We start from the raw sequence: 25,202 nt of genomic DNA on the forward strand, positions 1-25,202 counted from the left end.
TCAAATGACCATAACTTGGACTAATTATACGTCTAAGACAGATTGATCTGGGGAAAACCAATACCTTCGAATCCCGCCGGATCAGTTTTGGGGTCCCCGAAAACCAGCCTTGGGAAAAAGCCGGACAATAATCCCGATAAGAACCAGGGTCACAACGCCTAAAACTGCATACAGGCCGATCCCTTTTCCCTGGAACAGTCGTTCCAGCAACTGATCCCATTTTGAGGCTTTAACGACATCGGCTGCAGCCATTTCAATATTTTCAGGCAAAGAAGCCATCAACCGGTCCTGGATCAGGGTCAGGTCGTAACTGGGCCGGCCCGCAGCCTCATTTCCCCCAAAAAGAAAATAATTTCCGGGTTCATAGGCCAGAAAACAGATTGAAGGGGCCATGAAACCGGCTTCAATTTTTGAGATCTCAATGGGCTGATTGTCGCCATGGTCTATACTAATTTTAAACCGCCGGGCATTCATAAATCGTCCTGGGGAATCGATTTCGAGCTGGGCTGCCCCTTGTTCAGCATGGGACCAATTCCGAGTCATAACCTTTTCCCAGCCGCTTCTTCCTGATTTTTCCCTGTAGCACCGGACGGTTCTTGAAAAAATACCCGAACCGGTTAACACCAGAGTCTGCCAGGCCTCAGACGTTACCGGCAAAGACACTTCCCAGGATGTTGTATTTTCCTCTCGGTTGTATTCAGTCTGGGCCGCAAGTTCATGGCATCTGTAAGTCTGTCGGCCCCAGAAAAAGGGTATCTGCTTGTTGTCCTTGACAAGCCGGACATACTGCCCTGCCTTGTCAAGGCTTGTTTCCAGATTAAAAATAAGCCTGTAATAACCGATTTTATCCAGCGTCACCGGGCTTTTCCAACGATAGCCGTCATTCTCATCAAACGGCCCGCCTTTGATCTTAAATTTTTCAAGCAAAGATTGCGAATTATACCAGATCTTAACCTCAGGGGAGCTAAAATCAAGGTGACGAACCTGTGCCCTACCGGAAATGTCTGCAAGCTGCTTGAGCTTTGTATGACGGCCCGTTCCGGCCAACGCTGTATAACGTCCCGGCATATCAGCTGAAAAAAGTATTTTAGGTTGCTGTGACACCACAACGGCCTGTTCAATGGGGCCAAGGAAGCCTGAGTCCGACCTTAATCTGAGCATAAGGCCGTTCGTGTTCCATACCCTGTTGATCTCCATTGTAATCAGACGCCCGTCTCCTGCTACGCCGGAAACGCGCCCGGACTGTTCCGGGATAAACTCAACTCTGTTGTTCCGGATCTGTTCCCGCCCCAACTCCCAGGTCCCCTGGAATGGGCGCTTTGTTATGATTCGGATCTGTTTGATTCTGATCCCTTTTCCCGGCAGAATCATTTTTAACTCTGTGACATCATCGGCCTTGCTGATCTGCAAGTGGTCGGTCATAACAATTTGTATGTCAGCATATTTTTCATCTTTTCCCCGGTGCAGTGCGGTGACACGCCGGATGGGAACAATTTTTTGTTTGTTCGCCTTGTCAAACCCAGTAAATATCAACCGGATTTTTTTATAAATCCCTTGGGTTATCTCAATGGATGCGTTGGTCGCCCCCGTTGTTCGGTATATGGCCTGGTTTTTTGCAATGGTTTCCCAGCCGGCATCTGTTTGTACCGCCACATCCACCCGGCCCAGATAGTTGTGGTCACCCATCTCAATGCGGATTTCATTGACTATGGTTTCAGGCAGATCCGCATCCCAGACAAACCCGCCTTCCTGATTGAGCCGGATGTTGGCCGGTTTCAATATAAACTGCCTTGAACCGGATTTGTTTTTCATAAACAGTTCAAAGGCCCGGGGATTTTTGTCCGGTCCATTCAGGACCAGGTCATATGATCCGTTATCGTTGCCCATCAACAGTTCTGCAGGCAAAATCGCCTGGGTGAGCCCTGTGCCGTTAACATCAATTGACGCCTTGGCCTGCCAGGGTTCAGCGGCGCAGTGCGCAACAACTGTAAAAAAGGCTAAAAAGCCAATCAAGGCCACGGCAAGGGCTTTAGCCGGAAAAATTAAAGCGTCAAGGGATAAGAACTTGAATTTGGCTGTTTTTATCATTGGCTGTTGTTTTGCTTTCGTTTTTGGGGTTCATCTGAAATAAACTTCTGGTAAAGGTAGGCAACAAAAAATAATCCAAGGGAAAGGATGCTGAACGAGGCAATTTTATATCCCATGTCCAGCTTTGCCGTATCTGCGATAAATACCTTGACCACGGTAATGCATATCAGCCCTGTGGCCACCCACCGACACAGCGGCAGGGAAAACCGGATGCCTGTCACAAGCAGTGCAATAGCAAACACCATCCATCCAATGCTGTAAGCAAGCAACTTCATATAGTTTCCCGAGGCAAGCAGGGAAAAGGTTTCCCCCGGGTGTCCAAGGCAGGCCGCAATTTCAATATTCATCACGGCAAAGGCGGTTGCGGCCAGGGCCACTCCCATAAACTGCCGTGCCGATACCCGGCTGACCGGCCATCTTTGTTTGGGATTTTTATACAGCACAAAGACCAGCAGGGCCAGCAAAATGGCATACATCAATGTGGGGACATTTACCAGGGGCATCATTGCGGTAAACTGCCGGCCAAATCGGAAAGGGAACCCAAGCGATCTGACAAGGGCCACCGTGATCAGCACAAGCCCTGCCATGCGAAAGGGGGTGTCCAGGCCCTTTTTCCATAAAAGAAGTCCAAGCCCGAAACCGGCAAATCCGAGGGTGGACACAATTTCCTGGTTCAGGGTAAACGCAAAGAATAGGGTAAAGGCTTGCCCGGCCTGGAAAATCGTTCCCGATGCCAGCTGAAAGGCCATGAACAGCGCGGTGATGAAACCTGCCAGGATCACTTTTTTCGCAACATCGTCAAATGTGGCACCGGCGTTAACAGAACAGGAAAAATAAAGGATCACTGAAAGCAGAATAAAGGCCAAGAGGCCAAGGTTGGAAAACGGCGCCATCTGGGCCACACTGCTGCCCAGAAGAAACGGCAGACTAAGCAACCAGCACGCCCCTGCCGCCAGCAGCCCCAATCCGGACAGACGCATGGCAATGGGGAACCGGGCCATCCGCCACAACATGGCCCCGGCCCCGGCCCAGGACAGGCAATAAACCGCAGCCTGGATAAAATCAGCGCCGGGCATTACCCGGAATTTTTGGTCCGGTCCTGCAAAAATATCGGCAATGATCAGGTTCATCAGGTAAAAGCCTGAACCTATGGATAGCCAACGGAAAAAATCCGGTGCATCCATCCGCCACACTTTTTGGTCGCCACCTTTTGCAAACCGTACACCTGCTCCAAGGGCTGCCACAGCCAGTGCCAGGGCAAATATGGCAGGATTTAAAACCGGCAGATTTTCCAGACCTTTTAATTGGGGCAATGAGATTAGCAGCCATAAAAGCCCTGCAGGCGCCATGATCACGGCGGTTTTAGGCAGGCCCGGGTGAACGATCCGGGTATTAAGCCACAACAATGCCGTGGCCTCCAGCACCAGGGCAAGGCCGATCCAGCCGTGGCTTAATACCAGCACCGGAAGCACAGACACATAAAATAATAACGCGCCGCCGTGGAATGCCAAAATGGAATTCCTATGGGCTTTTTCAGGCAGTTGCCGCAAAAGCCTTGCCACAGGCCATAATTTGGCCGCAATCATCAACATGGGGCACCAGTCTGCCCAAGGGGTATAAAAGGCATGTTTGACCGAATAAAAGAAAAATATCGCCTGCAGCACCTCGTAGACCGCCCATATGTTCCACAGATGTTTCCAGTGCTCAATTTGTTTAAAAAACTGCCACGGGGCCACCAGAGCCGCGACAAAAAGAGACCCGGACCACCAGACCCCAGCCAGAATAACGGTTTCCGGCTGGCTGGTATTCAACACCCAGGTGGCCTGGGCTGCGGCGGCCCCCATCAGGGCAACAACTGCCACAGGCTGGAATTGGGTCCGGCGGGCAAAGAAAACGGCTATAATAAGAAAGCAGGCCAGAGTGGCCATGCCCATGTGTGGGAAATGGGGATGGCTTACAAAAAAAGAAAAACCGATCAGGATAAAAACACCTGCCACGGGTGCGGCACTGAGCCACTTTTCAGGTATCATGGCACCGGACGTTTCCCGGGGTGCCATTTTGATGGCGGCAAGGATACGGGGAAGCTGTACTGCCATTACAAGAATCCCTGCCAACAGTATAGACCCGGCTCCCAGGATAAAGATAAAAAATGCGGCCCCCATGGCATCCGCCGGAATATGGATCATCCAGAAAATTGCGCCGACAACAAATATGGCCAACAGCAAAAATACCTGAATAACGGCCCGGAAAATCAGGCTCACAAAAAGGCCCAGCATCTGGATTCCCAGCATCATGGGCCAGAAGTAAAAGGCACACATGGGATTTAAAATAAGCCCGGTAAGGCACATCAGTGCCAGGGCCACCGGGAACACCTTGAACCATTGAAGCACCGGACCGGTTTTTCCAAACTTCATAACAAGCGCCACAGGGCCTAAACACCCGGCCGCACCATACACAAGTATCAGCACATAGCTAAAGGAAAAATCGGTTGCATCAAACCGGGTGACAACCCATATCACTGCGGCAATAAAAGTGATGCAGGAAAAAGGGATGAATGCTTTGATCCAGCCTTTGTTTTTTGTGGCAAGCACGATGGCGCAGATCATGGCAATGGTCAGCAGCATCAACGGATGCCAGCCTGGTTTTTCCATAGTTAAAAGCAGGACCATGGCAACCGATGACAGGTACAGAACACACCCGCTCCAGAAGACGGGTTTTCGTTCCACCGGATTCAAGCCCTGGTGCCGGAGAAAAACGGTAAAAAGGATCAGATTGGCAGCCCAGATCCCTGCAATGGTAGAGCCGCTTGTCTGGGTGAACAAATTAAGAACCGCCAGGCCCAGCGTTACCAGGGTGCCGGTGGTACCTGTCAGTAACAGGGCTGTGGAATTTAACTTTTCAGACACCAGATACAATGCAATATTAACCACTGCCAGATAGATAAAAAGACCTGTCAGGTTTCCGGACCCGGTATTGATCATCAGCGGTGTGACATAGGCCCCAATGGCACCCAGGACCGAAACCGTGAGCCCTTTTTGATACACCGCCAGCACAAATGCGGCCGCGGACACCAGGGCAAGCATGGCAAATCCAGCCATGACCGGCAGGTAATCGTAATAAAGCGTTGCCGTAAATATAACAATATACAACACGCCAATCCCCGTGGCTGTCAGGGAATGCCGGAAAATTTTCAGGCGCACCTCTTTAAATTTTTCCGATGCCAGAATCAGCCCGGCACCCAGGAGTGCCCCGAACGCCAACCGTGCTGCCGGCGGAATCCAGTTTTTTTCAATGGAATGTTTGAACAGCAATCCAATACAGATAAAAGCGGCCACACCCCCCACCCATGCAAAGAGCCTGGCTCCTGTAAAAAGCTCCCAGTTGATATTGAGCCGGCTGATCCTTTGCCCCAGGGAAACACCAGGATATTTGGAAACTGAACGATTGCTTTCCGGGGCTTTTAAAGCAGCAGGGGGGATATACGGCACAGCTTTTTTATCCGGTTTCGCTGATGGTTGCTTGACACTTTGCGCTTTGGATGGCAACGGATCAGTTTTAATACCCCCTTGAACAGGGCTAAAATCATAATCCGGCCTCGGCCAAGGTTCAGAAATGTCTGATGCCCCACCAGGGGGCACAATCGTCTCTTTGGTTTCCACGGTGAGTTCAACAGTCGTGTCATCCGGGGCGGCAGTATCCCGGGATGCTGTGCTTTTTTCAGCTTTTAAGGTTTGAACCGTATTGTTCAGCCGGTCAAATTTATCCTCAAGCCCCCTCAATTTTTTCTCAAGTTCGCGGTTTGACTGTTTCAGATTTGATAGTTGAACACCAACGGTGACAACGACCAGAAATAAGAAAAGAAAATACATAGCGATGTTAAAAACGCCCCCTTATGCTGTGCAAATGTGCTGCCTTTACTGTGAAAATTTCATTAATCATAAATAGTTATTATCATTATGGCAAGTCCTGGATCGTGTTCTCAGTATCAGATTTCTGACCATTCTTATTTAATTGTTACAGCACTCCTGCCGATACAATAACTATGAAAAATTACGTCATCAAAGATTGCAAAGAATGTCATCAACCACTTCGTATTCCGGCAGATATCGGGGGAATGCTCATGCGATGCCCTAATTGTGGGTACGAATTCCATACTGATTTTAAACTCGTTCCGAAAATGAGGAAGAGTCCGGATGGTCAAGAATCGAATCAGGAAATGCCTGCCAAAAGGCCCCTGTCTACATTTAATATTACCGTGTAATCTTTTCAGCTAACTCAGTCAGCCTGATTGCAATTGTTTTAGGGGCTCGGAATAAAATAAAAAGAACACGAATGTTTTTATTCGTGCTCTTTTTGTTGCAGGCTGGTCCGTACCTATTATTTCATTTAGGTATCAATGCTTGAGATAATAGGTATGGGGCAGGGGGGGAATTTTATCATCAATCACCAATGGGGTTGATTGCCAATACCATGCCCCATAACTTCAACGGTATCAGAAACCACCAGAAATGTGTTGGGGTCTGTCTTTTTAACAAGGGACTTTAAACGACTCAGTTCACCAAAGGTCACAACGGTATAAAGCAGGTTTGCCTCTTCTCCTGTATATCCGCCGCATCCGTTAATGATGGTCACGCCCCGGTTTAACTGTTTGAAGATTTGCTGCTGAATGTCTTTCCACTGTTTAGAAACGATGAACACAGCTTTGCGCTTACTCATGCCTGTTATGACCAGATCAATCACCCGGGAGGCTACAAATATATGAATTAATGTATAAAGAATTGATTCCATGGAGAACAAAACCATGGACACTAAGAGGATTGCGGCATTTGCAAAAAGAGTTGTGGAGCCCAGCTGGATGGAGAATTGTTTGAGCAGGATAACCGATATAATATCAATTCCCCCGGCCGATCCCACGGATTTTAATATCAGCGCACAGCCCACACCTGAAACAATGCCGCAAAGCAGGGTTGCCAGCATGGGGTCCTCAATGGACCTGGTTGCGGGAATCCACTCCACGGCCATGGAAAAAACAACCATCCCGAAAATGCTGTAGAGCATAAAGCGCCGGCCCACATAAAACCAGCCCACCATGAGAATCGGGATATTCAACAGGAAATTGAGACTGCCCACCGATGTCTGGGGCCAAAGATAGTGTATAATCAAGGCAATCCCGGCCAGACCACCGCTCAGGAATTGATGGGGAACAATGATTGTGTTGATTGTCCAGGCACAAAGGATGGACCCCAGGGTGATTAAGGATGAGTTGTATAAAATACTGTTGATGGCGGCGGTTCCGGTCAAAATGTTACCGGAGCCGGACACCGGACGAGCCATCACGGTATGCTCTATTGTCATCGCGGCCGTCTTCTCCAACTGGCCCTCCATATCATTCTTTGTATAAAATTTTGTGTTGTTGCTTGCCTTGATGCCGCGTCAACGCGTTTCGCCCAAAGCACCCCTGGCATAAATAGTTTCCTTGGATATTGCTCTGCCGACATAGGCCGGCAACCAAGTCTTGGGCAGCATCATAGCAATGCCTGTGCCACATCTTCACTGTTTTTGATATCTTTGATTTTATAGCTAATTGGCTTGTCTCTCTGGTATTGGGTATGGTAAAATAAGAAGAGTGAGTTCTTTTTTTTCTCTTTTATAAGAATTATTTTTTCCGAATTAATGTTCGTGTCCTGATTCTGCACTGGCACCAGGATGCTTTTTCACGATTCGAGGTGCCTTAACAAAGGGGAAAATATCTCATGGCGCCTTCAAGGGGTCCCATTGCAAATTTTTTTTTAGCCATCGGGGTATGAATACTGTATAGGCCGCAATAAAGAGAATGTCTTGTGATAGGATGAAAAAGAATTTATAGTTCTTCTTTTTGAATGATTCTTTGTATGGGATTTGGCTACAGCTCGAATTCCGTTTAGGCACGGTTCCTGCTTATCGCATGGAAAAAGGCTCTTGGCTTTTGTTTCGGACAATATTTAAGGTATTCCTTTGCAGTTGAGCACAGGGGTAACCATGGCGCCTAAATATAAATGGAGCAGATGATGGATTCCAACCAGATGGAAAAGTTCAAAAACATACTCATCAAGCAGATAGATCATATTTTAGATCAAACTAACGTCAGTAGATCGGAACTGAATGCCGAAAATAACCGTGAAACAGAATGTATCGACCAGGCATCAGTCCAGTTAGACCAGTCCATGCGGCTCAGGCTCCGTTCCCGTGAAAGCCGTCTGTTCAACAAGCTGAGGCTGGCACTGGAACGTATTGACAACGGCATCTACGGAGAATGCGAGATATGCGGAGAGCCCATTTCAATCAAAAGGCTTGAAGCCAGACCCATGACAACCAAGTGCATTCATTGCAAGGAAGAGGAGGAGCATCTGGAATCAATTTTACACTAACAGTTGCCTTCCCCCCTCCCACCATAAAAATAAAAGCATTGCGTTTTCTCCTGGGATTTTTTAATAAGAATTTAAAATTCCTTTTTGGGGCAGTCGTGTTGGGCTTAGATCCGGCCAACATGATGTGACGATAGATACAGGCATAGCAATGCATTTGAAAAAACTTCATTTTATCCTCAGGCAAACTGATGATTTAAAAGGTATTCAGGATAGCCTGTCATCTGTTTACCATATTGATTCTAATCGGCAATTAAGTGCGGCCCTTCAGATCTTGCGCCGCAGTCAGCCCGAGTTTGTATTTGTAGATATTGAAATTCTTCAGCTGGCAGCTGCCGAAAGCAGCTACAAGGCAGTTTTTCAAACCATCAGCCTAGTCTGCCCCAATATTAGCATTATTGTCATGGCCTCCCCTGAATTACTGCCGGAGGCCGTGAAAATTGTCCATGAAGGTGCGGAATCCTATCTGACCTACCCCCTGGTGCCTGACGAACTTCAACTGGTGATCAACAGCATCATTGAACAGACCCGGGCGGAATCGGAACTGGATTATCTCAGGGAACAGGTCTGGCAGGAGGACGAGTTTGAACTGCTCCATACCAAAAGTCCGGCCATGAAGGCCGTATTTGAAAAAATTCGGGCCGTGGCCGCCACCAAAAGCACTGTGCTTTTAACCGGGGAAACTGGCAGTGGTAAAGGGTTTACGGCCCGACTCATTCACAGGCTTTCTTTAAGAAAAAATGAACGGTTTATTGAGGTTCATTGCGGAGCGATTCCAGATACCCTGGTAGAAAGCGAAATGTTTGGTCATGAAAAGGGGGCGTTCACAGGCGCAATCAAGCGCAAACTAGGTAAGTTTGAAATTGCCGGCAACGGTACCATTTTTCTGGATGAAATCGGCACCATTACCCCACCTGCACAGATCAAGCTGCTCCAGGTCATCCAGGATGGTATATTTCATCGGGTGGGCAGCGAAGATGACATCCGGTCTGATGTGCGCATCATTGCTGCCACCAACATTGATTTAAAGCAGTTGTGCAATGACAAGCTTTTTCGTTCGGATTTGTATTACCGCCTGAATGTATTTCCCGTGGAAATGCCGCCCCTCAAGGAAAGAAAAGAGGACATTCCTCAATTGGCGGAGCTTTTTTTGGCAAAACTCAACACATTTCACGCCAAGGATATTACGGATGTGCACCCTAGGGCTCTTGAGGCTTTTCTAGCCTATTCATGGCCGGGCAATATCAGGGAATTGGAAAATATCCTGGAACGGGCCTATATTTTAGAAAAGACATCCATCCTCAGGCCACAAAATTTCCCGGCGGAGTTGTTTACATATCCGCCGCAGCCTATGCCCGGTACTATTAACCACAATTTGACCCTTTCAGAAGTCAGGAAGCAGGAGCTTGACAGGATTGAGCATAAATACCTGGACCTGCTTTTAACAAAATGCAATGGGAAGATAAATGCCACAGCCGCTGCAGCCGGTATCACTACCCGCCAGCTCCATAAACTGATGAAAAAGCACTCCCTGTTCAAGGAAAATTATAAAAACACAGGGGCGCCCCGGGCATAAAAGTCGTAAGACCAATATTCCCGAGCCATTTGGATTTATCATTACAGTTTCATATCTCCAGCTAAAAATGCTATTCTGACTGCAATTATCTTATTTTTGTTGAATGTTTTCAAATATTAAGAATGTTTGTATTTTAAATATTATGGTATGTAATAGTCTCTTATTTATTAATGTGGGTAGTATGCATATTTCATTAACACCTGAGCTTGAGATGAAAGTTAAGCAAAAAGTAGCATCAGGTTTTTTACAACAATGCCAGCTACTTTGATTCTGTAACCCCTTTTTTGTTCGGGAGAAACGAATATGAAACCGGTTGTGGCCCTTGTGGGCCGCCCCAATGTTGGAAAATCCACGCTGTTTAACAGAATTACAAAATCCCGCCAGGCCCTGGTGGATGATATGCCCGGTGTAACCCGGGACCGGCAGTATGCCGATACGCAGTGGGAGGATAAAGCCTTTACCCTGGTTGATACCGGTGGCTTTTTAAGTGTGGATGATGACTATTTTGCAGCCCAGATCAAGGCGCAGCTGTTGCGGGCCGTGGAGCAGGCCGATGTCCTGGTGTTTATTCTGGATGGCCGGACAGGGCTTTCCCCCTATGATCGGGATCTTGCCGATCTTTTACGCCGTACTGAAAAGCCTGTTTTCTATCTGATTAATAAGGTTGAAAGCCTGTACAGCCAGGAAAATGAGCTTGGGGAGTTCTACTCCCTGGGTGTGGACCGGCTTTACAAGATATCAGCCGAACACGGACTGGGGGTGGGGGATTTCCTTTCAGACCTGGTTGCCATGCTGCCCGATGCCCCGGCGGAATCAGGAGAACAGGAAGAAGATGATGACAACGGTCCCATTCGTATTGCCATTATCGGGCGCCCCAACGTGGGTAAATCATCCCTTGCCAACCGGCTTTTCGGAGAGCAGCGTGTGGTGGTCAATGATAAGGCCGGCACCACCCGGGACGCTATTGAATTGTCTGTGAACCGGAACGGGCGGGAATTTATCCTGAAAGATACCGCAGGCATTCGTCGCAAGGGCAAGGTCTTGGATAAACTTGAAAAATTTTCTATTCTTAAAGCCCTGGACAGTATGGACGGCTGTGATGTGGCGTTGATTCTCATCGACTGTTCCGAAGGCATCACGGACCAGGACATCACCATTGCAGGGTATGCGGAAAAAAGGGGATGCGGGGCCATTTTTCTGCTTAATAAATGGGACCTTGTGGACAAGTCGGAAAAAGGGCAGCAGGCGTTTATCAAAGAGTTGCGCCAGAAAGCTAAGTTTCTGGCCTTTGCGCCTGCCGTCACCATTTCAGCCAAAACCGGCCAGCGCTGTCACAAGATTTTTGGTGAGGTGGAAAAGGTCTATAAGCAATACTGCCACAGAATCAATACAGGCATGGTTAACCGGATTATCGAAGATGCCGTGTACAGAGATGAGCCATCCCTTCACAAGGGCCGTCGCCTCAAGTTTTTTTATGCGGCCCAGGTGGCGGTGAAGCCACCCACTTTCGTTTGTTTTGTTAACTATCCCGACGCCGTACACTTTTCTTATAAGCGGTATTTGGTGAACCAGTTGCGCCAGATGATTCCCTTGAACTTGACACCTGTTAAGCTTTATTTCAGGGAAAAAACCGGTAAAATTGAGTTTTCCGGCAATACAAAGGAGTTTCGGAGAATCCAGGAAAAGAAAAAGAAGGTCATGACAAAGCGGGATAAGCAGCGTAAAGAACAGAGCCGCAAAAAACGCGAACGGGATCATAAAAACGTATTGTAATGGATCTTTTTGATCATACCGCCGATCAGGAAATGGCGGGGACCGCTCCATTGGCTGATCGTATGCGGCCCCGGCGGCTGGAAGATGTTGTGGGTCAGGACCATATTACAGCCCAGGGCAGTCTGCTTGAACGTGCCGTGTCCGAAGACCGGGTTTTTTCCATGATCCTGTGGGGACCGCCGGGGTGTGGTAAAACCACTCTGGCCAATGTCATTGCAACACGGACTAAAAACCAGTGGGTCAAAATTTCTGCGGTGTTGTCGGGTGTCAAGGAGGTCCGGCAGATCATTGACGCGGCAAAGGAGAGAAGGCGGCTTCATAACCTGCGGACCCTGCTGTTTGTGGATGAGATTCACCGGTTTAACAAATCCCAGCAGGATGCCTTTCTTTTCCATGTGGAAAACGGATTGATCACCCTGATCGGGGCCACTACGGAAAATCCTTCCTTTGAAGTCAATCCCGCCCTGGTTTCCAGATGCCGGATTTTTGCCCTGAACAGCTTGTCCCGGGATGCCATTGTGCAGATTTTGAATCGGGCGTTGACCGATAAGAATAAAGGTCTTGGACTGTCATCAGATATGTTTTCCAAAGAGGCCATTGACCACATCGCCGCCGCATCTGATGGAGATGCAAGGGCGGCCCTGACAAATCTTGAAGCCTGTGCGTTGAACCGCGGGGACGGTAAAACGCTGGATGTGGAAGATGTCAGGACCATGGTGGCCCAAAAGCTTTTGCGCCATGACAAGGCCGGAGAAGAACACTTTAATGTGATCTCCGCCTTTATCAAAAGTGTGCGGGGCAGTGATCCGGATGGTGCCATGTACTGGCTTGAGCGGATGCTGGCTGCAGGGGATGACCCCATTTACATATTAAGGCGGATGATCCGTCTTGCCACCGAGGATATCGGCCTTGCCGATCCAGGCGCCTTGACTATGGCCCTGAATGCGGATGTCTCATTCAGGCGCTTAGGCCGCCCTGAAGGGGATGGCTCTTTGTATCAGGCCGCCGTTTATCTGGCCACAGCGCCAAAAAGCAATGCCGTGTATGCGGCCCAGAAACAGGTTCGCGACGCCGTGAAAAAATATGGCTCTCTGCCCGTGCCCATGCATATCCGCAACGCGCCCACCGGATTGATGAAACAGATGGGCTACGGCAAAGGCTACAAATACGCCCATGACTACAAACATGGGTATGCATCCCAATCCTATCTTCCCGAACCCCTTGAAGACAAACGGTTTTACCATCCCACTGCCCGGGGGTATGAAAAAACAGTAAAGCAGCGCCTTGAGGCGTGGCTGGATCTGAAGAGGGGTGCTAAAGAAACCTGATAGCGTTTCCCTTGTATTTTATAAATCATTTTGTTATGGCAATTTGGGACTCGGAAGAAATCAATCCAATTGGAGGCTGATATGCAAGAAGTGGTAATCGTAAGCGGTGTCAGAACAGCTGTGGGCACCTTTGGCGGCTCATTGAAAGATGTACCGGTGGTGGCGCTGGGCACTTGTGTCATGAAGGACGTATTAAAACGTGCCGGTCTGAAACCTGCCCTGGATCCGGGCAATGATGAATTTTCCCCTGCAACCCTGAAAGACCAGGGAATGATAGACATTGAGAATACAGGATATGATTATACCGATGATCTGGCAGAGATCTATGTGGATGAAGTCATCATGGGCAACGTACTCCAGGCAGGTCAGGGCCAGAATACCGCTCGCCAAGCCATGATCGGTGCCGGTATCAGTCGTACGACCCCGGCCATGACTGTGAACAAGATCTGCGGTTCAGGTCTTAAAGCCATTGCCTTGGGCGCCCAGGCCATTATGGCAGGCCAGGCTGACGTGATTCTGGCAGGGGGGCAGGAAAGCATGAGCAATGCACCCATGGCCCTGCTCAAGGCCAGATGGGGCTATCGCATGGAACTTACCGGCCAGGGCCCGGTCCATGACCTGATGGTGTATGATGGTCTTTATGAAATTTTTTACGGCTACCACATGGGCCAGACCGCAGAAAATATTGTCGAAAAGTACGGTATCACGCGGCAGGAACAGGACGCGCTTGCACTTTTAAGCCATACCAGGGCCTTTGCTGCGGTTCATGACGGTACCTTTGACCAGGAAATCGTTCCGGTTGTTATTCAAAGCCGTAAAGGGGATATTGTGGTCAATAAGGATGAACGACCCATGGAAACCAGTATGGATAAATTGGCTAAGCTGCGTCCGGCTTTCAGAAAAGACGGTAGCGTAACCGCCGGCAATGCCTCGGGTATCAACGACGGTGCAGCCGCCGTACTCATGATGACAGCACAGCGTGCCGATGAGCTTGGACTTGGGGTGCTGGCAAAGGTTAAAGGCTTTGCGTCCGGCGGTCTTGATCCTGCGTACATGGGGTTGGGACCCGTGCCGGCGGTGAAACGGGTGCTTAAACAGACCGGGATGGCATTATCCGACATTGACATGATCGAACTGAACGAAGCCTTTGCGGCCCAAGCCATCGGCTGCATGAGGGAACTGGGTCTTGATGTGGAAAAGCCCAATGAACTGGGTTCGGGGCTCTCTTTGGGTCATCCCATCGGCTGCACAGGTGCCCGCCAAATGGTCACCGCCATTCATCAGATGGAAAGAAAGGGGTACAATACCGGTCTGGTTTCCATGTGCATCGGTGGCGGTATGGGCATGGCAATGATTATTGAGCGGTAGATTGTTGGGAATTTCCGGCATGTTCTCCTTTACTTCGGGCACTTAAAATGGTAAACAAATAAACTGATATTGCCGGTATAACTGATTGAAATTGAATTGAAAAAAGAGGTGTGAAACCATGGATATTCCACGCAAACTTGGGATATTGATATACACGGCTGTACCTGCCATCGTAGGCGGCGGCATTGTATACCATTTCTTTGGAAGTTTTACCCAGGTTATTATCTGGGAAGTATTGCTGGTGCTGGCTGCCCTGGGATTTATCAGCAGTTAACACCGGGCATTCCGTACATTAAAGGCAAAGCCGCACCTGTGTAGGAAACGTTCTGCATGATGCGGCTTTACCTCGTTTGAACGAGAAATCGCCCATTTGTGGCGTTGCAAAAAAATGTATCTGGGTGATTTTGTGAGCATTCGCGCCTCTAACGAGCCGTCCAAACACAGTTTTCCAGATCAGGGACTATTTAGGGTCTTTCCTTTTAAGCATTAATCGGTTTTTCGATTAACAGGCAGGTATTTTTGGATCAGAATATTTTTCAGCGGGCAGTGTTCTTTTTTTTTCTGACGCTGTTTTGCATATCCATTTTTCTTGTGGGAAAAGTGATTGCCCCATTTTTTGCAAGTCTGCTTCTTGGCGTCGTCATTGCCGGTATTTTCAGACCTGTATTTAAAGCATTGGATAGATACATGCCTGCACGGGTAGCTTCCGTTCTCACCTGCCTGGCGGTTTTTTTCATTGTCTTTATTCCGGTTGTCTTTTTTGTGGGCATTCTTTCCAGGGAAGCCTTGGGGCTTTACAATCTGGCAAAGGATGCGGTGTTTTCCAACAATTTGATCAATTTTCTGGAAAGCACACGGGCACTTGAACGGCTCAACGAATTTTTAGCCAGGGCAAATATTCACACTCAGATCTCCTGGCGTGAGTTGATCGACCCTTTGAGCGAAGTTGGAAAAAATTTGGGTTTTTCCTTGTTCCAGCAGGCCCGGTTTCTGACCTCCAACTTACTGAACCTGGTGTTTTACTTTTGCCTGATGCTCATTGTGGTTTTCTACATGTTCATGGATGGCGAACGGTTCATGCAGTACATGTATGATTTGTCTCCGCTTAAGGACGAGCATGACCGCAAGCTTTTCGAAAAGTTTAACGATATGGCCGGTGCCGTGCTCATCGGCAACGGACTGGGCGGATTGATCCAGGGGGTTGCTGGCGGAGGCCTGTTTTGGTCTCTGGGGCTGAATTCTCCATTTTTATGGGGCGTGATCATGGGTTTTCTAGCATTTTTGCCCATTGTTGGCATTGGTGTGGTCATGCTGCCTGCGGCTTTATTTTTTCTTTTGAAAGGCAGTCTGGGGAAATGCCTTTTCATTGTTGGATTTTATGGCGTATTGTCATGGGGTATTGAGTATATTTTTAAACCTAAGCTGGTGGGGGACAGGGTGTCCATGCACCCTCTTGTTGTGTTTTTTGCCATTATTGGCGGTTTGAAAGTATACGGAATTTTAGGTATAATTTACGGGCCTTTGATCGCTACTTTGTTTTTAACCCTTTCCGACATTTATTTTTCCACGTTTCAATCCATGGTGGAACCGGGCAAAGGGATGTTGGATTCATGGCCTGACAAATAACGTCACCAGGGCTTTTCCCTTAATCCGCCCTGAAAATATATTCAAAGGGCTTGATCGGATTTTTCATAAGCAATTTAATCGGGAGCAGTTAATTTAGGATGATTCAAAACGAAAGCACCAGTATCGAGAAAGAGATGAAGCAGTCCTATCTCGAGTATGCCATGAGTGTCATTATCGGGCGGGCTTTGCCTGATGTCCGGGACGGTTTGAAACCGGTCCACCGGCGTGTGTTATATGCCATGCAGCAGCTTCACAATGACTGGAATAAACCCTATAAGAAATCTGCCCGTATCGTGGGTGATGTTATTGGTAAATATCACCCCCACGGGGATTCTGCCGTGTATGACACTATTGTCCGCATGGCCCAGGACTTCTCCCTGCGTTATACCCTGGTGGATGGTCAGGGCAATTTCGGCTCCGTGGACGGAGACTCTCCGGCTGCCATGCGTTATACGGAAATTCGTATGCGCAAGCTTTCCCACCAGATGTTGGCCGATCTTGAAAAAGAGACCGTGGAATTCATCCCCAATTATGATGAAACCATAGAAGAACCTGCGGTGCTCCCCACTAGATTTCCGGCATTGCTGGTCAACGGGTCCTCGGGCATTGCCGTGGGCATGACCACAAATGTACCGCCCCACAATATCAGTGAAGTCATTGAGGGGTTAAAGGCGCTCATTGATAACCCGGACATGGATACAAGGGCGTTGATGGCCCATATTCCGGCACCCGATTTCCCCACCTATGGTCATATTTACGGTACCAAGGGGATTTTCGAAGCCTATGATACCGGCCGGGGTATTATCACGTTGCGAGCCAAAGTCGAGGTGGAGGAGAACAAAAAAAATGGCCAGGAAACCATTGTGGTCACGGAACTGCCATATCAGGTGAACAAGGCCAAATTGGTGGAAAAGATCGCCGAGCTGGTCCGGGACAAAGTGATTACCGGCGTCTCCTATGTTCGGGATGAATCCGACCGAGATGGCATGCGTATGGCCATTGGGCTTAAACGCGACCAGATCTCTGAAGTGGTGATTAATCAGCTCTACAAGCACACCAATATGCAGACCAGCTTTGGCATCATTCTTCTGGCGGTGGTTAACAATCGGCCTGAGCTGCTCTCTCTTAAGGAAATCCTCAATCACTTTATTTCCCACAGGACCAACGTTATTATCCGGCGTACCCGCTATGATCTGCGCAAAGCAGAAGAACGGGCACATATTCTGGAAGGGTTGAAGATCGCCCTGGATAATTTGGATGAAGTCGTTGCCCTGATCAGGGCCTCGCAGTCACCGGAAGAGGCCAGGACCGGCTTGATAACCCGGTTTGATCTGAGCGAGATTCAGGCCCAGGCCATTCTGGACATGCGTCTGCAGCGACTCACTGGGCTGGAACGGGAAAAGATTGAAACCGAATATCAGGCCCTGCTTAAGGATATTGCCTGGTTCAAGGAGATCCTTGGCTCGGAAACCGTGGTCCGGGGGCTGATCAAGGATGAATTGGCCGAACTCAATGATGAGTTCGGAGATGCGCGCCGCACCCGTATCGTAGAGAGCACTGCTGAAATTTCCATTGAAGATCTTATTGCCCAAGAAGACATGGTGGTCACGGTGACCCGCAGCGGATACATCAAGCGTAATCCCATTACCCTTTATACCAGTCAGCACCGGGGTGGCAAAGGCAAGACCGCCATGGGAACCAAATCCGACGATTTTGTGGAACATCTGTTTGTGGCCTCCACCCACGCCACGTTCCTGTTTATCACCAACTTCGGCAAGGTGTATCAGGCCAAGGTGTATGAACTGCCCATGGCAGGGCGCTCCTCACTTGGCAAAGCCATTGTGAACCTGCTTAATTTTGATGAGGGCGAAAAACTTGCCACCGTACTCACCGTGGATGAGTTCTCAGAAAATAGGTACGTGGTCATGGCCACCAAAAAAGGCAGGGTGAAAAAGACTGAGCTGATGGCCTATTCACGTCCCAGGGCAGGGGGACTGATCGGTGTGAAGCTAGTTGAAGGCGACGAACTTATTGCTGCACGCATCACCGATGGCACCCAGGAGATCTTTTTAGGGTCCGAGGGGGGTAAGGTGATTCGGTTTAATGAACAAAATGTTCGTGATGTGGGCAGAGGCTCCATGGGTGTGCGGGGCATGCGTATAGAAGAGGGTGCCCGGGTGGTGGGTATGGAAGTGCTTGGAGACGAGGACACGCTTTTAACGGTTACGGAAAACGGGTATGGTAAGCGTTCTAAAATTGAGGAGTACAGAACCCAGGCCCGGGGCGGCAAAGGGGTTTTTTCCATTAAAACGTCCAAGCGCAACGGTAAAATGATGGCCCTTGCTCTGGTGGGTGACAATGATGAGTTGATGATGGTTACGGATAAGGGGAAACTGATCCGTACCGATATCTGCGGGATTAATGTAATTTCCAGAAATACCCAGGGGGTCAGACTTATTAACCTGGCCGAAAAAGAGACGCTCATCGGCATTGCCCGGCTTCCTAAAGATGATCATGACCCTGATGATGATAACACGTGTTTTGATCCGGATAGGGATGATGCCGACATTTTAGATGCTCCGGATATGGATACGGAAGACCTTGATATGGATGACCCGATAGATGAACAGGGAGACGACCAATAAGGGTGGCGGACATCGGCAGCGCCTGAGGGAACGCTTCCTTAGGGCCGGCCTGTCAGGGTTCCATGACTACGAAGTCCTGGAGCTGCTTTTGACCCTGAATACCCCGCGGAAGGATACCAAGCAGGCAGCCAAAGATCTTTTAGCGGAATTTAAAACCCTGCCCCGGGTGCTGGAGGCTGATACCCATGCCCTTTGCCGGGTTAAGGGGGTGGGCCCTGCCAATAGCTTCGGGATTCATCTGATCAAGGCTGTGGCAGACCGGTATCTTGAAACCCGGATACTTAAGAGGGATGTGGTCAGTAACCCTGAAAGTCTGATGGCCTATTTAAACCAGACCATTGGTTACAAAAATAAAGAACATTTTTTAGGGATATTCCTGGATGCCAAAAACAGGGTCATGGCATCCGAGGTCCTTTTTACCGGGACCCTTTCAGCGTCGGCTGTATATCCACGGGAAGTGATTGCACGCAGCATTGCACACAATGCGGCGTCAGTGGTTTTAGCGCATAATCATCCGTCCGGGGATATTACACCCTCAGCCCAGGATATCCGTATTACCCGGACTCTGTTTTTCGCCCTGGCATTTGCCGGTATTCATATCCACGACCATCTTGTCACAGGCAGCCAGGGGTATTACAGTTTTGCCGCCCAGGGGGTTATGGCGCAGTTTCAAAAGGAGTTTGAGCAGATTAAATGACAAATAAAGACGATCTTCCCGACTGCTTTGGGGATCTTGAAAAAGTGTTTCCCATGGGGCCTAAGGGGTTGCGGGAAACCCCGGAAAAATGCTTTTATCATTGTCCTGTGAAAACAAAGTGCCTTCAACAGGCCATGGCCACAAAGAACGGAATTCAGGTTGAAGAAGAGGTCATTGAACGTTCCACGAAAGTCGGGGCCATGTCCTTTTTTGAACGCTGGTCCAGGAAAAAACAGGCGCACAGGCGTGGCCTGACAATGAAAAAATAATGCCTAAGGGCAAGCCCTGTGTTTGGACGCAACGTTGCCCAGATGCAAGGCGCAGATGGGTGACTTTTCGTTCAAACACTATTGATTAGGAGGGAATATGAAATCGGTTCGAGATATAGATGTAAACGGTAAAACCCTTTTTATCCGGGTGGACTACAACCTGCCCATGGATGACCAGGGGAATATTACTGATGACAACCGGATCCGGGCCACCCTGGAGCTGCTTACCTATTTGATTGACAAAAAGGCCAAGCTGGTGATCGCTTCCCATCTGGGCCGTCCAAAAGGCGGCCGTGACGAAAAATTCAGCCTTAAGCCGGCAGCGGTCAGATTGTCTGAACTTCTAAATATGCCTGTGGCGTTTGCCGATGACTGCATTGGGGAAGCGGTAAACAAGCAGGTTCAAGCCCTTGAACCCGGACAGATTCTCATGCTTGAAAATTTAAGATTTCACGATGAGGAAAAGAAAAACGATCCTGAATTTGCAAAGGCCCTTGCCGACCTTTGTGATGTTTATGTAAACAATGCCTTTGCCGTATCCCACCGGGATCAGGCATCAGTTACGGGTATTACCAAGTATGCGAAATCCTCTGCAGCCGGTTTTCTGCTTGAAAAAGAGGTACGTTCATACTACGATTCTGTGGAACATCCTAAAAAACCGCTGGTGGTTGTGATCGGCGGCGCAAAAGTTTCCAGCAAATTGGCTGCTCTTGAAAATATGCTTAAGTTTGTGGATTGCATGATGATCGGTGGTGCCATGGCCAATACCTTTCTTGCAGCAAATGGCGTGGATACCAAAGGATCCATGATTGAAGCGGATTTGCTTAAGACCGCTTCGGATATTATGGCCCATGCAAAGGAAAAGGGCATTGACCTGCTTTTACCCGTAGATCTTGTTGTTGCAGAACGTTTTGACAAAAATGCCGAATCGCGCACCGTTTCTTTGGATGATATTCCGGATGGCTGGATGGCCCTGGATATTGGTCCTGAAAGTGCCAAAAAATTTGCAAACGTCATTGCCAATGCCGGTACCATTGTCTGGAACGGTCCCATGGGGGTGTTTGAAATGGATCGGTTCGCTGCAGGTACCCAAACCCTCGCTGATGCGATTGCCGAGTCTTCCGCCTTTTCCGTTGTTGGCGGCGGTGATACGGGGCTTGCAGCCAAACAATGCGGGATTACGGAAAAAATTAGCTATATTTCTACAGGGGGCGGGGCTTTTTTGCACATGATGGAAGGGAAAGTGCTGCCAGGAGTGGCTGCTCTCGAATAGCTCAAGTTTTATTGAAAGGATTAACGAGAGGTGAAATTTTGCAAATTACGACATACTCTGAGCAGGGAGGCGCGGCTGCGCCGGTCCTATTACCAGGTATTAAGGGATGAGCTGGATCAGCTTGTCCTGGATTATTGCCTTGTGGGGTCCTACAATAATTTTTTAAAGCTTCGGACCCCTTATCCCTTTGTTGAGTTAAGGGAGCTTAAACCCCGGGCGCGGATTCCCTCCGTGGAGTTTGAAGCACAGAATTCTTTTCTGATCATCTTTTGTGAAGATTATATTGACAAAACTCACAAAAAGTATATCCGGTATTTTGACGTCAATAAAACCACGAAAACAAATCTGCTCGGGCTTAAAGATTTTCCTGATCTTGAGAACTACAACCGAAACATAAAATGTTTTGAGTCCGATGGTTTTTTTTCTCTTCTTAAAAATCTGTTGCCTGTGGATTATGCCATCTTAATCCAGCCCAACCATAGGCTGAAGACTCAGTATGCCTTGACCCATTTTCACGTCAGGGTGGATTGGCCCATTGCCGATGCATCGGAAAATCTTGCCAAATTTTTACGTTATATCTCCAAAGACCTGTATGAGAAAGGGGATTGCTACGCTGAAAATATGCAAAAGAAATTGTTCGAATATTATGGGGTTCCCGTGTTGGCTGGTGGACGAAGGACGGCTGCCATTGTTGCTGCCCAGTATTTTAGGCAGCTCGACTCAATTACTACGGTGTATGTTGCGTCCAGCGAATCACGAAGCCTGCTGCGCTTTGATGAAAAAGGCGTGTCAAAGTCCGTTTTGGTAAAGCTTGTGGTTGACCAGGTCAAAGCCCTGGCCCAACAGGAGGGGCTTCCCCAGAGCACCTTTACCAATAATTATGTGGTGGCCCGCGAGGGAAAATTTTATATCTGTATCTTCAATGTCTGGTATGATTACACCATCCACGCCCTGCCCTCAGAAGGCGGACGCCTTCGGGAACTGAATCCGGATAATAACTGGTTGACCGTAGCCGAAGAACATATCCTCCCCAAACCGTCCGTAACAAAGTATGCACCCATTCCCTACAAAATGGTTTATACTTGAACCTAAACTATAACTCTTTGATCATTGCTATTTCATCACAATCCGGAAACTTAACGCAGTCCAGGCATCCGGCCCATATTTTGACCATGGGCAGATTTGTTTTTTCAGTTATTGCAAATCCAAAACGGGCAAAAAAACTAGGGCGGTAGGTCAGTGCAAACAATGTTTTTAATTTAAAATAGAAGGCTTCCTGGATACAGCGTTCTGTAAGGGCCGATCCGATCCCTTGGCCATTATACTCCTTTTTTACTGCAACTGATCGGATTTCCGCGATATCTTCCCAGCAAAAGGCTAGTGCTGCACAACCTGTTATCATGCCGGTATCTTCATCCTCATATACCCAGAAATCCCGTAGATGGTCATAAAGGTTGCTTAAAGGTCTACCTAAAAGTTCCCCTTTGTCGGCATAAAATTTAAGTAGGGCATGTATAGGGGCAACATCATCAATGAGCGCTTTTCTTATCATGGGGTAAAATCCCGTTTTATGGGGGCTCCTTTTCGCTGGATCAGGTGGGTAGCAGTTTAAATACGGACTCTTTGAAATCATTATCACTAAAGGGTTTGTGAAGGATTTTATTGATGCCGGATTTCTTTAAAAGAGCCTCGGTGATATCTATATCTCCTTCTTTTTCTTCTACAAAATCACTTTGGGTGGTGATCATCAGAATGGGCAGATCCGTCCGGGTGAATTTACGCCTTATTTCCATGGTAAGTTCCAGACCACTTATGTTGGGCATGTTCAAATCCGTAATAACGAGGTCTGTTTTTCCGGACAGTATCCGTTTCACCGCTTCTTCAGGGCGGTGAAAGATTTCACAGGTAAGTCCTAATATCGACAACTTGTTCTGGTAGAGTTTTAGCATCATTTTTGAATCATCCACAACAACAATTTTCATTGAAGATGACGCTTTTGCCTGACCCGTTTCTGTGATTTTGGCGGCAATCTCTTTGGCAAATTCAATTTGACCAATGGCTACCATATTTTTTAAGAAGGCTTTACGGGTGGCCGGAGATGCTTTTTCGGCAATATGTGTCCCGGCAAGTTCCCTGAAAGATTCTTCACCCATTAGAAAATTGAAAATATTGGTTGCATCCGTATCTATGAGTGCGCTTACCGTTGATATAGCTTCGGGGGATTTGTCCCGAACAATATTTTTCAGTCCGGCCACCAATGGTTTTGACAGGTTTTTGTCAACGGCCCGGGCTGCACTCATGCGCACGGATTCTTCCGGGTCCTGGAGACCCTGGACCAGGCAGATGGCTGTACGGGGCGAAGGAATACGTTCCATGGCTTCGTACGCAGCCTGGCGGATGTTGGCATCCTTGGGCTGGGTATTGATGATGTTCATGATGGCGGGAATGGCAGCCTGATCCTCTATGTAGCCAAGGGTGGTGATCAGGTGCACCATATAGTCGGATTCTGCATTCTGGAATGCCTTAGTCAGAAGCGGTGTGGCCTTTTTGCCCATATTGATAAGTTCATCAATGGCCGTGTCTCTGATAATGGTGACAGGGGACGATAGAAGACGGGTTATTGTTTCCAGATCATAAAGATCCTGCTTCTCTGCTAAGGCTTGGACAACCAGTTTATTTATGGTTTCATCTTCGCATAAAAAGCTTATCAGGGTATCTGCTGCCTGGGGGTTGGACATGGCACCGATGGCGAAAATGGCTGCTTTGATGATGTCGGGATCTGAATGCGTGGTAAACGAAGAAAAAATTTCGATATGTTTGGGTTTGCGGAATACCGCAAGTGAATTAATGGCAGGCGCAATGATTTCGGGATCTGTTTCGCCCTGCACCACCTGGATCAGAACCGGTATGGTTTCTTTAAGGAACAGATCCCCGGCTGCCCGGATAAACTGAATCCGGGTTTTTTTTTCGTTGTTGATTATATATTCTGTGACCAGATTGGTATTGCCGTATGCTTTGTCCAGAATCAGATCATACAGGCTTTCCTGGATCTCAGTGTTGGAGATATCTATTTTGGTAAGGTATTCAAGCAGGGGAAAAACAACGTTTTCAGGACCTTTTGCCAATTTGGCAAGGGCCATTTTTTGTATTTGGACATCAACGTTGGCGTCCGATGCAAATTGAAGCAGGGCCTTGGCTTTAACCGTATCTTTTTCGTTGAGACAGAAAACTAGTTCATTAATAAAATCTTGTGCATTAATACCACCCATAATACCTGGCTCCACTAACTCTTAAACTGGTAAAATACCGAGTTTAAATATCTGAAAGATGCAAAAAGGTCTGTATCATTTACCAGCGATTCTGTGGAACCGATCAAAAGATATCCGTCCGGTTCCAAGACTTTTGAAATATTTGAATAAATTTTCCGGCGGTCCTCAGTGGTAAAATAGATCATCACATTCCGGCAAAGAACAATATCATATTTTCCAATACCGATAAACGGTTTCATCAGGTTCATTTTTTTGAACTGGACCATGGCCCGAAGCTCGTCTTTAACCTTATATTTATCCTCTTTGGGTTGAAAGAATCTGTTAAGCCGGGCAGGCTCAAGTCCACGCGCCACTTCAAATTTGTTGTAGGCGCCGTAGCTGGCCTTGGCAATGGCTGCATCAGAAATATCCGTACCAAACAGTCTGATGTTGTACTTGTCAAGCGTTAGACCCATTTCAATCATGGTCATGGCAAGACTGTATATTTCCTGCCCCGTTGAATTGGCTGCACTCCATATTCTTATGGCGGGTTTGCCAAAGCCTTTTTTCGAGCGTTTATCAATCAGGTCCGGCAGAATTTTATGCTGGAGAAGTTTGAACGGCGATTTGTCCCTGAAAAAATAGGTTTCATTGGTGGAAATGGCATCAATAATTTCGCCTTCCAGCTTTTTGTCAAAACCGAGTTTAGATTTTTTCATCAAATCCGAATATGAATTGCACTCGTATTTGGAAAGCAACGGATTGAGTCTGGTTTCCAGAAGGTATTCTTTCCCCACACCTAGAGCAATTCCTGATATATCCAGGATATACTTGGCAAATGTTTTGAATTCTTCGGGCGTTACTTTGATTTTGCTCATAAGTATCTTGTTAGTATCGGCTGGGTTTC

At 48.0% G+C, this 25,202-nt stretch carries 18 protein-coding genes; 12 read left to right on the forward strand and 6 right to left on the reverse strand.

Annotated features, from left to right (window positions below; genetic code table 11):
- Window positions 1-81 precede the first annotated feature (81 nt).
- The 3 genes from EYB58_RS08890 to EYB58_RS08900 form a co-directional block, all read right to left on the reverse strand.
- Window positions 82-2,088, reverse strand: coding sequence for a hypothetical protein (locus tag EYB58_RS08890; RefSeq protein ID WP_111952726.1), 2,007 nt, complete (start codon window positions 2,086-2,088; stop codon window positions 82-84).
- On the reverse strand, window positions 2,085-5,957 hold the full coding sequence (locus EYB58_RS08895; RefSeq protein WP_111952728.1) for a DUF2339 domain-containing protein: 3,873 nt from the start codon (window positions 5,955-5,957) through the stop codon (window positions 2,085-2,087). Before EYB58_RS08895 ends, EYB58_RS08890 begins: the two co-directional genes overlap by 4 nt.
- A 574-nt stretch (window positions 5,958-6,531) precedes the next feature.
- Complete coding sequence (locus EYB58_RS08900; protein WP_111952806.1) at window positions 6,532-7,461, reverse strand: YitT family protein; 930 nt, start codon at window positions 7,459-7,461, stop codon at window positions 6,532-6,534.
- Window positions 7,462-8,123: 662 nt separating this feature from the next.
- On the opposite strand from EYB58_RS08900, the gene EYB58_RS08905 reads away from it, so the two are divergent.
- From EYB58_RS08905 to EYB58_RS08955, 12 genes are all read left to right on the forward strand, one after another.
- A complete protein-coding gene (locus EYB58_RS08905; protein WP_111952729.1) occupies window positions 8,124-8,495 on the forward strand; it encodes a TraR/DksA family transcriptional regulator in 372 nt (123 codons plus the stop codon).
- A 148-nt stretch (window positions 8,496-8,643) separates the two neighbouring features.
- Window positions 8,644-10,068: a sigma-54 dependent transcriptional regulator gene (locus EYB58_RS08910; protein ID WP_242637602.1), complete on the forward strand. Its 1,425-nt coding sequence runs from the start codon at window positions 8,644-8,646 to the stop codon at window positions 10,066-10,068.
- Window positions 10,069-10,371: 303 nt separating this feature from the next.
- Window positions 10,372-11,841 (forward strand): ribosome biogenesis GTPase Der, encoded by a 1,470-nt coding sequence (gene der / locus EYB58_RS08915; RefSeq protein ID WP_111952730.1) that lies wholly within the window; start codon window positions 10,372-10,374, stop codon window positions 11,839-11,841.
- Entirely contained in the window at window positions 11,841-13,169 is a 1,329-nt protein-coding gene (locus EYB58_RS08920; protein ID WP_111952732.1) for a replication-associated recombination protein A, read from the forward strand. Before der ends, EYB58_RS08920 begins: the two co-directional genes overlap by 1 nt.
- Before the next feature lie 81 nt (window positions 13,170-13,250).
- On the forward strand, window positions 13,251-14,537 hold the full coding sequence (locus EYB58_RS08925; RefSeq protein ID WP_111952735.1) for a thiolase family protein: 1,287 nt from the start codon (window positions 13,251-13,253) through the stop codon (window positions 14,535-14,537).
- Window positions 14,538-14,655: 118 nt separating this feature from the next.
- Window positions 14,656-14,811 carry a hypothetical protein gene (locus tag EYB58_RS23155; protein WP_165477759.1) on the forward strand — a complete coding sequence of 52 codons (156 nt, stop codon included), beginning with the start codon at window positions 14,656-14,658 and terminating at the stop codon, window positions 14,809-14,811.
- A gap of 245 nt (window positions 14,812-15,056) precedes the next feature.
- Window positions 15,057-16,163 (forward strand): AI-2E family transporter, encoded by a 1,107-nt coding sequence (locus tag EYB58_RS08930; RefSeq protein ID WP_111952738.1) that lies wholly within the window; start codon window positions 15,057-15,059, stop codon window positions 16,161-16,163.
- 98 nt (window positions 16,164-16,261) lie between these two features.
- Complete coding sequence (gene gyrA / locus EYB58_RS08935; RefSeq protein ID WP_111952741.1) at window positions 16,262-18,808, forward strand: DNA gyrase subunit A; 2,547 nt, start codon at window positions 16,262-16,264, stop codon at window positions 18,806-18,808.
- On the forward strand, window positions 18,786-19,505 hold the full coding sequence (gene radC / locus EYB58_RS08940) for a RadC family protein (protein ID WP_111952744.1): 720 nt from the start codon (window positions 18,786-18,788) through the stop codon (window positions 19,503-19,505). Before gyrA ends, radC begins: the two co-directional genes overlap by 23 nt.
- Window positions 19,502-19,774, forward strand: a complete 273-nt coding sequence (locus tag EYB58_RS08945) for a hypothetical protein (RefSeq protein ID WP_111952747.1) — start codon at window positions 19,502-19,504, stop codon at window positions 19,772-19,774. Before radC ends, EYB58_RS08945 begins: the two co-directional genes overlap by 4 nt.
- Window positions 19,775-19,871: 97 nt before the next feature.
- Window positions 19,872-21,047: a phosphoglycerate kinase gene (locus tag EYB58_RS08950; RefSeq protein ID WP_111952750.1), complete on the forward strand. Its 1,176-nt coding sequence runs from the start codon at window positions 19,872-19,874 to the stop codon at window positions 21,045-21,047.
- Window positions 21,048-21,077: 30 nt separating this feature from the next.
- Window positions 21,078-22,133 carry a hypothetical protein gene (locus EYB58_RS08955; protein ID WP_111952753.1) on the forward strand — a complete coding sequence of 352 codons (1,056 nt, stop codon included), beginning with the start codon at window positions 21,078-21,080 and terminating at the stop codon, window positions 22,131-22,133.
- A gap of 7 nt (window positions 22,134-22,140) precedes the next feature.
- Here the strand turns inward: EYB58_RS08955 and EYB58_RS08960 are convergent, their stop codons facing one another.
- The 3 genes from EYB58_RS08960 to EYB58_RS08970 are packed head-to-tail and all read right to left on the reverse strand — an operon-like array spanning window position 22,141 to window position 25,173.
- Window positions 22,141-22,599 (reverse strand): N-acetyltransferase, encoded by a 459-nt coding sequence (locus EYB58_RS08960; RefSeq protein WP_111952756.1) that lies wholly within the window; start codon window positions 22,597-22,599, stop codon window positions 22,141-22,143.
- Between the two features lie 40 nt (window positions 22,600-22,639).
- On the reverse strand, window positions 22,640-24,316 hold the full coding sequence (locus EYB58_RS08965; protein WP_111952759.1) for a HEAT repeat domain-containing protein: 1,677 nt from the start codon (window positions 24,314-24,316) through the stop codon (window positions 22,640-22,642).
- A 14-nt stretch (window positions 24,317-24,330) separates the two neighbouring features.
- Window positions 24,331-25,173 carry a CheR family methyltransferase gene (locus EYB58_RS08970; protein ID WP_111952762.1) on the reverse strand — a complete coding sequence of 281 codons (843 nt, stop codon included), beginning with the start codon at window positions 25,171-25,173 and terminating at the stop codon, window positions 24,331-24,333.
- Between the last annotated feature and the right edge of the window lie 29 nt (window positions 25,174-25,202).

Origin of the sequence: Desulfobacter hydrogenophilus (assembly GCF_004319545.1) — a bacterium.
Classification (GTDB): domain Bacteria; phylum Desulfobacterota; class Desulfobacteria; order Desulfobacterales; family Desulfobacteraceae; genus Desulfobacter; species Desulfobacter hydrogenophilus.